This is a genomic window from Streptomyces sp. MB09-02B (assembly GCF_033794485.1).
In the GTDB taxonomy this organism is placed as follows: Bacteria; Actinomycetota; Actinomycetes; order Streptomycetales; family Streptomycetaceae; genus Streptomyces.
The window spans coordinates 1-10,034 of the sequence record NZ_JARGEE010000342.1 but is presented as its reverse complement, the minus strand read 5'-3'; the positions used below and the strand labels follow the sequence as shown (position 1 = coordinate 10,034).

At 69.4% G+C, this 10,034-nt stretch carries 7 protein-coding genes; 3 read left to right on the top strand and 4 right to left on the bottom strand.

Annotated elements, in window-relative coordinates; all coding sequences use genetic code 11:
- From P1P70_RS33600 to P1P70_RS33590, 3 genes are all read left to right on the top strand, one after another.
- Positions 1–788: RloB family protein (locus tag P1P70_RS33600; RefSeq protein WP_319244555.1), on the top strand; the 788-nt coding region annotated here is incomplete at its 5' end.
- Between the two features lie 59 nt (positions 789–847).
- Positions 848–4,243: an N-6 DNA methylase gene (locus P1P70_RS33595; RefSeq protein ID WP_319244553.1), complete on the top strand. Its 3,396-nt coding sequence runs from the start codon at positions 848–850 to the stop codon at positions 4,241–4,243.
- A gap of 76 nt (positions 4,244–4,319) precedes the next feature.
- A complete protein-coding gene (locus tag P1P70_RS33590) occupies positions 4,320–4,613 on the top strand; it encodes a DUF3303 family protein (RefSeq protein WP_319244551.1) in 294 nt (97 codons plus the stop codon).
- Between the two features lie 11 nt (positions 4,614–4,624).
- Here the strand turns inward: P1P70_RS33590 and P1P70_RS33585 are convergent, their stop codons facing one another.
- The 4 genes from P1P70_RS33585 to P1P70_RS33570 form a co-directional block, all read right to left on the bottom strand.
- On the bottom strand, positions 4,625–5,275 hold the full coding sequence (locus P1P70_RS33585; protein ID WP_319244549.1) for a hypothetical protein: 651 nt from the start codon (positions 5,273–5,275) through the stop codon (positions 4,625–4,627).
- Positions 5,276–5,344: 69 nt separating this feature from the next.
- Positions 5,345–7,831, bottom strand: coding sequence for a glycosyltransferase family 2 protein (locus tag P1P70_RS33580; RefSeq protein WP_319244547.1), 2,487 nt, complete (start codon positions 7,829–7,831; stop codon positions 5,345–5,347).
- Positions 7,828–8,526, bottom strand: coding sequence for a GntR family transcriptional regulator (locus P1P70_RS33575; protein ID WP_319244545.1), 699 nt, complete (start codon positions 8,524–8,526; stop codon positions 7,828–7,830). Before P1P70_RS33575 ends, P1P70_RS33580 begins: the two co-directional genes overlap by 4 nt.
- Positions 8,527–8,676: 150 nt before the next feature.
- Positions 8,677–10,032 (bottom strand): aspartate aminotransferase family protein, encoded by a 1,356-nt coding sequence (locus tag P1P70_RS33570; protein WP_319244543.1) that lies wholly within the window; start codon positions 10,030–10,032, stop codon positions 8,677–8,679.
- Positions 10,033–10,034 lie beyond the last annotated feature (2 nt).

Sequence of the window (10,034 nt, the reverse complement as noted above, 5' to 3'; positions counted from 1 at the left end):
TTTTGCCGTTTTGGTGGGCTGGGAATGTGTTTAAAGAGACAGGGGACAGAATCACCCCCAAGAAGGGCAGCGCGAGGGGCCGGGCCACCCGGGACCGTCAGGTGTACATCTACACCGAAGGCGAGGTCACCGAGCCCGAGTACATCGACATCATCGTCAGGAAGGGCCTCTGGGATCGGCCCGATCGCAAGGTCCAGCACCACATCGCGAACGAGAACGCGGAGAGCAAGTACCGCAAGCCGTATCGGATGGTGCAGGAAGCGGTCCGTACTCGGGCCAAGGCCGAAGGGGAAGCCAGGCGCGCGGGCCTGAAGCCGTACGAGGTCCATCAGGACGGGACCGAGGAGGGTGACTGGAACTGGCCGCAGGTATGGGTGGTTTTCGACCGAGACGACCACCAGGGCATCCCCGAGGCAATGACCCTCGCGGACGACGAAAAGATCCACGTCGCCTACTCCCACCCCTGCTTCGAGCTGTGGCGACTCCTGCACTACACCAACTACACCAGTACGTTCGGCGGGGTCTGCGGCGACGCCAACAGCCGACTGCGCTCGCGTCCCGGCTTCGCGGGGACGTACGGGCCGGGTGTCCAACGCGTCTCGGAGCAGGAGTCCAAGCATCTGCGTGAGGACCAGGTGCTGAGTGAGGACGGACACCGCTACGAGTCGGCCAGGAAATACGCGAAGAAGATCAACGAGTACCACTCCACGCGCAATCCCAACGCCTGGGACCCCTACACCAACGTCTGGTGCCTCGTGGAGCAGGGTCTGCTCCTCGGCGGCTACTAGACCGCGCCGACGCACCTGCCCGGCTGTCAGCATTCGATCACCCATCAGGGAGCTCGTCCGTGGCCAGACTCACGCTTGCCCGACTGGAGCGCCACCTCTTCGCCGCGGCGGACATCTTGCGCGGCACCATGGACGTCGCCGAGTACCGCGACGTGCTGTTGGTGCTGCTCTTCCTGAAGCGGGCGAACGACGAGTTCGAGGCGGCACGCGAGCGGATCACAGAGGAGGAACTCGGGGCGGGTGCCACCCGTGAGGAGGCCGAGAAGCGCGCCGACGAGCCCGCCCGATATGTCGCTCGCGGGGTCGTTCACGTGCCCGAGGCGGCTCGCTGGGGGCGGCTCGCCGGCGCCGTCGACGACGTGGCCGACAGCCATCTCCGGCCCGCGCTGCTCGCTCTGGAGAACCAGGCGGGGAACGAGCGGCTGCGCGGCCTGTTCGAGCACATCGGTCTCGGCCGGGTCGGTGGTCACGGCCCCTCGGCGGGCAAGGCGGCCGACAAGCGGCTCTCCGCGCTCATCGACCACTTCGGCAGTCTGAGACTGAACACCGAGAACCTCGAATCCCCCGATGTGGTCGGCGCCGCGTACGGGTACCTCGCGAAGGAGTTCGCCGACTCGGCGGGCGCCAGGGGTGGCGAGTTCTACACACCGCGCACGGTGGCACGCTTGATGGTGGAGCTGGCACGCCCCCAGGAGGGGCAGAGCCTGTACGACCCGTGTGTCGGCACCGGCGGAATGCTCATCCAGGCCAAGGAGTACGTCGAGGAGCAGGGCGGCAGCGCCGAGAGTCTCACCCTCGCCGGGCAGGACGCCAACCACGGCTCGTGGGTGATGGCCACGATGAACATGCTGCTCCACGGCATCGACACGTTCGACCTGAAGACCGGTGACACACTCACGGCTCCGCGGCACCTGGACAAGTCGTACGACCTCGTCCTGAGCAACCCGCCGTTCTCCATGGACTACGACGCCGAGGGCATCAAGGACCTCGAAGCGCGCATGCCGTACGGCCGCACACCCGAGCGGGGCAGGGCCGACCTGATGTTCCTTCAGCACATGTTGCACATGGCGGGACGGCGCGGCGGTTCGGTCTTCACGGTCATGCCGCATGGCGTGCTGTTCCGAGGAGGAGAGGAGGGCAGGATCCGGGCCCGGTTGATCGAGGCCGATCTGCTGGAAGCGGTGATCGGTCTGCCGCCGAACCTCTTCTACGGGACCGGAATCCCCGCGTGCGTACTGGTGCTGCGCGCACCGGGCACCAAGGACGCGGCACGGCGGGAGAAGGTTCTCTTCATCAACGCGGACCGTGAGTTCCACCCCGAGCGTGCGCAGAACGTGCTGTTGCCGGAGCACATCGAGAAGATCGTTTCCACCTTCCACGATTTCGCCGAGGTCGAGCGCTTCTCACGGGTCGTGAGCCGCGCGGAGTTGGAGGCCAACGGCCACAACCTCGGCATCCGTCAGTATGTGGACAACACGCCCTCACCCGAGCCGCAGGACATCCACGCCTATATGCAGGGTGGCGTGCCGGTCGCGGAGATCGAGGCGGCCGGCTCCCTGCTGGGCGCGTACGCCCTCGAAGTGGGTGATCTCTTCGCCGTACGAGCCCATGAACCCGCCTACGTCGACTTCCCGCCGCAAAGTGCACGGGCGGGCGGAACCGCGCTTGCCGAGCGGATGAGCCGACAGGAGGCGAAGCTGTGGGCTGCCTTCGAGGACTGGTGGGCAGCACAGGCCGACCGGATCGCGGCCCTTGCACCACGCGAGAGCGTCGGCGGCGGGGAGCGTGAGCGGCGGGTCCGACTCGCACGCTGCCGTGCTGAGTCGACCGGGTCGTTCCTGGCCCGGTTGCTCGATGTCGGTCTGTTGCCACGGCACGAGCTGGCAGGCGCGGTGGCCGGCTGGTGGCATGAGGTGACGAGCCAACTCCAGGCGCTGTCGGGTTTCGGTTTCGCCGCGGTCGTGGACGGCTGGGTGGCGGACGTCGAGATGATGCTCGCTCCGGACTCTGCCCCGCTCGCGAGCGGGCCTCATGCTCGAACGCCGGAGCGGCGAGCGGCGGCGTACCAGCACAAGGTTGTTGCGGCCATGCTCCCGGACTTCCTGGACGAACTGAGATCCGCGACGGAGTCGGCCGCCGAACTGAAAGTGGGGTTGGGGAAGGCGCAGGCGGCGCTGGCAGTGGCTCAAGCGGATGCCGATACGGAAGCGGAAGCCGTACAGCAGGAGACCGAACTCGGCCAGGCGCATTCCACACAGGCCGCTGTGGACGCCGCCGAGGCCGAATTCCGTGCGCTCAAGCGACAGCGGACCGAGTCCCAGAGAGCGATCAAGCTTCTGGAGCAGGGCTTCCCGGCACGACTGGAACGGGCGCGTGTCGCCCTCGACGAGGCAGAGGGAGAGCGGATTCTCGTTCTCGACGTACTGCGGGAGGAACTGGCGACCGGCCTGGAGCGTCTGGTCGCCGGAAGACGGCGCGAAATGGTCCAGGTGTACGAGCGGTGGGAGGAGAAGTACCGGCTTTCCTTCCGTGAGATAGAGCAGCAGCTCTACGGCACGTCGGCGGGTATGGCCCAGAACAACCCCTGGTCCCAAGGGCGAGCTTGGGATTTCACGGCGGACAGTCTGCGGACCGTCTCCGGCCGACAGCAGCTCGCGACCGCCGTTCGCGAGCTGATCGACGCCGAGAAGACAACGGAAGCGGAGCTGGCCAAGCTGGAGTTCGACGGTCTGGCTGCCACGCTCGCACTGCTGGGGCCTGGCGCGGTGGGAGAAAGCCGAGTGAAGCGGCTGCCGCTGCGTGACGTCCTCGTATCGGCACGTACGGGGGTGCCGTCGCGTGCCGGCGTCAGTGACGACGGCATCCCGGTGATTCGTCCGGTCAATCTGACGGAAGCGGGCCTCGACCTCGATCCGTCGCGTCTTCAGCGCCTCGACACCGGGGCAGGCATCGGCGCCCTGCTGGAAGAAGGGGATGTGCTGCTCTCCGCGCCGGCGGTGAACAAGGTCTTCAGAGCCGTGGTGTGGCAAGGGCAACTGGAACGCGCCGCGTTCGGGTCACTCGTCATCTGCCTCAGGCCACGCGCCAGTCTGTTGTCTCCGCACTACCTGACCACATGGTTGGGGCTGCCCCATGCCCAGGACCGGATCTTCGACGTGGGCCGGACATCACAGCGGGACCTCACGGTCCTCAACCCCGGTCGTCTGCTCGATGTGGAGATCGAGCTGCCTGGGCGTAACGAGCAGGAGGAACTCGGTCGCAGACTGGCGGACCTGCACAAGAAGGTGTCTGTACGGCACCGACAGCTCGCGAAGCTACAGCTGATCAGGGAGGCGTTGACGGATGTCCTGACCCGCTGGCTGCCGAGGTGGGGGCACGAAGGAAAGCGACACTTCGTGAAGGTCCGATCACGGTCTGCGCCGGTGCTGGGCATGCCGACCGGGGTTGCCGGGTGAACACATCACGCGAAGCGGCCATATCCTGGAAAGTGCGCTAATCGCGCATATCGGGCGACCGAAGGAAGTGACTGCGATGCGCATGATGCTCAAGGCTCGGCTCGACACCGAGAAGTCCAACGAGGCCATCCGGAACGGCACGCTGGCGAAGCAGATGCAGGCCTCCATGGAGCAGGTGAAGCCGGAGGCCGCGTACTTCACCGCCGACGGCGGGCAGCGCACGTGTTACCTGGTCTTCGACATGCAGGACAGCTCGCAGATGCCCGCCATCGCCGAGCCGTTCTTCCTGGAACTGGGCGCCGAGGTCACGTACACCCCGGTCATGAACGCGGAGGACATGCAGAAGGGCCTCTCGGCACTGGGACACTGAGGCGAAGACCCTCAGCTGAAGACGATCATCGAACCCTGCGCCAGGCTGCGGGTCGTCGCCGCGTGCAGGCCCAGCCAGACGTGCCGTTCACGGGCGAACGGGCTGGGATCGTGGGGCGCCGGGACGGCCGGTTCCTCCAACTCCGTGGGCGCGCGCGGCGCCTCGGGCGGTGCCGGAGGGTTGGCCGGGTCGATGCCGATGGCCGGGGCCACGAACTCCAGTTCCCGCAGCAGGCCTTGGGACGAGCCCAGGGGGCCGCCCCCGGCGAGGAGTTCGTCGCTGGAGAGGGGATGCGGGAAGTCGACGGGGACGTACGCGCCCGCGTGGTCGTAGTGCCAGACCAGGTGCGACTGCTGGGCCGTGCCCTCGAACATCTCCAGGAGCTGTTCGTAGTCGCCGCCCAGCGCGTCCACCGGGGTCACCGCGAGCCCGCACACCTGCAGCAGATAGGCGCGGCGCAGGAAGTGCAGCGCGTCGTAGTCGAAACCCGCGACGGGGGCGACCTCCCCGGTCAGCCCCGGCATGTACTGGTACACCGGAACCGGTGGCAGCCCGGCCTCTCCCAGCACCGCGTTGTACAGCGCGAGTTCCTCGGCGAAGGGGTTGTCGGGCGTGTGGCACAGCACGTCGACGAGCGGGACCAGCCAGAGGTCACAGGCCAAAAGAGAGCTCCTCGGTCATCCGGCACGCACACGCACGGTAGGGATACGTTCGCGTACGGCACACAGTGGTCAGGGAAGCGTAGTCGCTGAACGCGTCTTCGGTCCCCCTTCGTGCAGGTCCCATACCCACACTCCGGCCACCCACCTCCCCGGTCGGCCGACCAGCTTGTCCACCGCCTCCCGCAACTGCTCGTCGTACGGCTGCGGGCGCAGCACCAGCGCGCCCGCGTGCCAGTACGCGAAGTCCCTGCGGGCCTGCGCCTGCCAGTTCTCCCCGATCACCGGGACCTTGCCGGAGTAGCGGACGTCACGCAGGAGGTTGGAGGTGTGGCGGGGGACGGCGCCGTAGATGCCGACGCGGTCCTCGCCGAAGGGGCCGTTGAAGTAGCCGCCGGGCATCCGGAACCCGAAGTCCGCCGTGGTCTGCCAGCGCAGCGCCTCCGCGTTGCCCGGGTCCGGCAGCGGCACCGGCACCAGGGTCTCGCCGGCCGAGGTGTCGACGTAGGACTTCCAGGTGCCGTCCGCGATGAACGCCGGGACCTCGGCGCGTTCCACGGACTTCAGCGGAGCCGGGACGATCGGCAGCAGGGCGAGGGTGACCGCCAGGAAACCGACGTAGCGCGTGCCGAGGGCGGGGGTCGCCGCCAGGCGTTCGCAGGCGATCGCCAGCAGCATGCCCAGCGCCGGGGCGCAGATCATCGCCACCCGGCCCTCGATGACCGACTCGAACAGCGGCTTCTCGGCCAGCAGCGCCCACGGGCCGGGCAGGACGAGGTCCGTCTGCGGGAGGCGGATCTCGGGGCCGAGGGAGAGCACGGCTGCGGCGAAGGCGGTGCCGGCCAGCGCCTTCACCAGGGGGCGCTCCCACAGCCGTACGACGATGCCGAGGGCCAGCAGGACCAGGGGCCAGCCGTAGAAGGCGTTCTGCTCGGTGATGTTGAGGGAGAGCGCGTCCGCGCGGTCGCGGTCGCCCGCGAGGAGGGAGCGTTCGGCGAAGGAGAGGAGCGCGAGCGGGCTGTTGCCGGAGTTCGCGCCGTGCGCGATGTTCCCGTAGCTCTGCGGGCCGAAGAACTGCCAGGAGAGCGGGAAGGTGACGAGCGGGAGGGCCACGACGAGCGCGATGCCGAGGCCCTTCAGCAGCGGGCGCCAGGAGTCGCGCGCCACGTCCCGGCGGACGAGGCCGTAGGCGACGGCGAACAGCAGCATGCCCATGGCGGCGAGGAGGAGGGGCTCCTCGCCGAGGAACACCTGGTAGGCCGCCATCAGGCCGAGGACGATCCCGTCCCGTCGGGTCGCCGCGCCCGTGCACAGGCGCAGTGCCCGGTCGACGATCAGCGGGATCATGAACAGGACGACGAAGTTGGGGTGCGCGTTGGCGTGGCTGACCATCGGCGGCGCGAACGCGGCGAGGGCCGCTCCGGCGAAGGCCGCGCCCCGGTGCCGTACGACCCGTTTGACGATCAGCCAGTACCAGGCGGCGCCCGTGGCGGCGAGGCCCAGCGTCATGACCAGGGCGAGCGAGACCGCCGGGCCGAGGAGGAGCGTGACGGGCGCGAAGGGCACCGACAGGCCCAGCATGACCGTGTTGGCCATCAGGTTCACGCCGTCGGGGAAGCCCTGGAAGGTGGTGAAGAGCGGGTTGCGGAAGTGGACGAGGTTGTCGGCGGTGACCGCGAAGAACCACTCCCACTGGTTCTGGTCCTGGAGGGAGTCGGGGAGGTAGCGGCCGTTCGGATCGATCCAGCGGCCGCCGTAGAGGGCCACCGCCATCAGGAGGAAGCCCAGGACCGCGAGGACGTCGGCCCGGCGGACGGAACGGGCCCGCAGGGCGGCGAGTTCGCCGAGGACCCGGGCGTAGTCGCTGGGGCGGATCTTCGAACCGGGCTGGTGGGACCAGCGGACGGGGACCTCGGCGACGGGCCAGCCGCTGCGGTGGAAGTACCGCAGGATCTCCACGTCGATCCCGAACCCGTCGAGTCGGGACGCGGCGAAGGCCTCGCGGGCACGGTCGCCGTCGAACAGCTTGAAGCCGCACTGGGTGTCGCGGATGCCGGGCACCGCGATGCCGCGTATCAGGAAGTTGCCGGCCCGGCCGAGCGTCTCGCGCAGCCGGTGCTGGTGGCGCTCGATGCTGGCGCCGGGTGCCTCGCGCGAGCCTATCGCCGCCGTGTGGCCGTCGGAGAGCGCCTTGTCGAGCCGCTCCAACTCGTCGATGGGCGCGGAGAGATCGGCGTCCGTGAGCAGGACCCGGCGGCCGTGCGAGGCGAGGACGCCGAGCCGCAGGGCGTGGCCCTTGCCCCGGTTGCGGTCCCCGCCGGAGACCAGCTGCACCCGTGCGTCGCGGGCGGTGACGGCGGCCACGACCTCGGCCGTCGCGTCGGTCGACCCGTCGTCGACGACGATGATCTCCCAGCGGGCGGCGGCCTCGGTGGCCGAGAGATGGGCGATGATCGCGTCCAGCGTGGGGGCGAGGCGGTCCTGCTCGTTGTAGGCGGGGACGACCACGGAGAGGTCGACGCTCAGCTGCCCGCCGCCCGTCTTCGGGGTCGTGCTCATCCGTCCGCCAGTCGTTCCACAAGCGTCAGGGACTGCTCGTCGTAACCGGCGATGATCTCCTGCGCGCTCTGCGCGTCCCGGCGGGTGAGGGCGTCGACGAGATCGGTGTGGTCGGCCCACAGCCGGCCTTTGAGATCGTCCGTCCCCTGGCTGCCCTGACGCAGGTACTGCACCGCGCACACCCAGGACTGCACGCGCAGCCGGTGCAGGAAGGCGGTGAGGTACGGGTTGCCGAACAGGGCGCTCAGCTCACGCCAGAAGCGGAGGTCGTAGCCGATGAGGATGTCCAGGTCCCCGGCGGTCGCGGCCCGCCGCGCCTCCTCGCCGCGCCGTCGCACCCCGGCGAGCGCGGCCGCCGTACGGGGGTCGACCTCGCGGTCGCCGAGCCGCCGGAACATGCCGTCGGTGACCAGGATGCGGGCCTCGACCATGTTCCGGTAGTCCGCCACCGTGTACGCGCGGACCTCGAAGCCACGGTGCTGTACGGCGTCCAGCAGCCCCTGCGCGGACAGATCCACCAGCGCCTCGCGCACGGGCGTCGCCGAGACGCCGTACTGCTCGGCGATCTCCTTGACCGTGAACTCCTGCCCGGGCTTGAGTCTGCCGGCCAGCACCTCGTCACGGAGCGCGTCCGCGAGCTGCTGCCGCAGGGTGCTGCGGGTCACGGCGCCATTGCCGCCGCCGGTGCCGGGCATCGTGGTCTGGGTCCCCCATCCGCGTACGCGTACGCGTCCTGTGCGTGCTCTCTGCGTTCTCTTACGAGTACGAGCACGTCACCTTACGCGTTCGGATTCGGGGGAGGAGTTTTCGCCCTTTCTGCTCGGCACCGCTGGCTTCCCGCGGCCTCACACGGTGTGCTCGTCCGCCACGGACAGCGCCGCGTCCAGGGCGGCGAGGCCCTCCTTCGCCTCGGCCTCCGTGATGGTGCACGGGGGGACGACGTGGGTGCGGTTCATGTTGATGAAGGGCCACAGGCCGGCTGCCTTCGCGGCGGCGCCGAAGGCGAGCATCGGCGCGTTGGCCTCGCCGGTCGCGTTGTAGGGGACGAGCGGTTCGCGGGTCTCCTTGTTCCGCACCAGCTCCAGCGCCCAGAACATGCCGGTGCCGCGCACCTCGCCCACCGAGGGGTGCCGCTCGGCCAGGTCGCGCAGCGCCGGGCCGATGAGGGAGGCGCCGAGGGTGGCGGCGTTCGTGACGACGCCCTCCTCCGCCATGACGCCGATCGTCGCCACGGCGGCGGCGCAGGCCAGGGGGTGGCCGGAGTACGTGAGGCCGCCGGGGTAGGGGCGGCGGGCGAAGGTCTCGGCGATCGCGGAGGAGATGGCGACGCCGCCGAGGGGGACGTAGCCGGAGTTCACGCCCTTGGCGAAGGTCATCAGGTCGGGCACGACGTCGAAGAGGTCCGCGGCGAACCAGGTGCCCGTCCGGCCGAAGCCCGCCATGACCTCGTCGAGGACGAACACGATCCCGTACTTGTCGCACAGTTCCCTGACCCCGGCCAGGTAGCCCGGCGGCGGGACCATGATCCCGGCCGTGCCCGGGACGGTCTCCAGGATGATCGCGGCGATCGTCGACGGCCCCTCGAAGACGATCGTCGTCTCCAGGTGCTCCAGCGCGCGGGCGCACTCCTGCTCCTCCGTCTCCGCGTGGAAGCGGGTGCGGTAGAGGAACGGCGCCCAGAAGTGCACCACACCCGCCGTGCCGGTGTCGGAGGCCCAGCGGCGGGGGTCGCCCGTGAGGTTCACGGCCTGCTGGGTGCCGCCGTGGTACGAGCGGTACGCGGCGAGGACCTTGGGGCGGCCGGTGTGCAGGCGGGCCATGCGGGTGGCGTGCTCGACCGCGTCGGCGCCGCCGTTGGTGAAGAAGATCTTGTCCAGGTCGCCGGGGGTGCGTTCCGCGATGAGCCGGGCGGCCTCGGAGCGGGCCTCGATCGCGAACGCCGGGGCGAAGGTGGTCATCGTGGCGGCCTGCTGCTGGATGGCCGCGACGACCTTCGGGTGCTGGTAGCCGATGTTCGTGTAGACGAGTCCGCTGGTGAAGTCGAGGTAGCGGTTGCCGTCGTAGTCCCAGAAGTAGGAGCCCTCCGCGCCGGCGATGGGGAGGGGGTCGATGAGTTCCTGTGCGGACCAGGAGTGGAAGACGTGTGCGCGGTCCGTGGCCTTCACCTGGGCGCCGGCCTGGGGGTTGGGGCGAGGGGTCATGG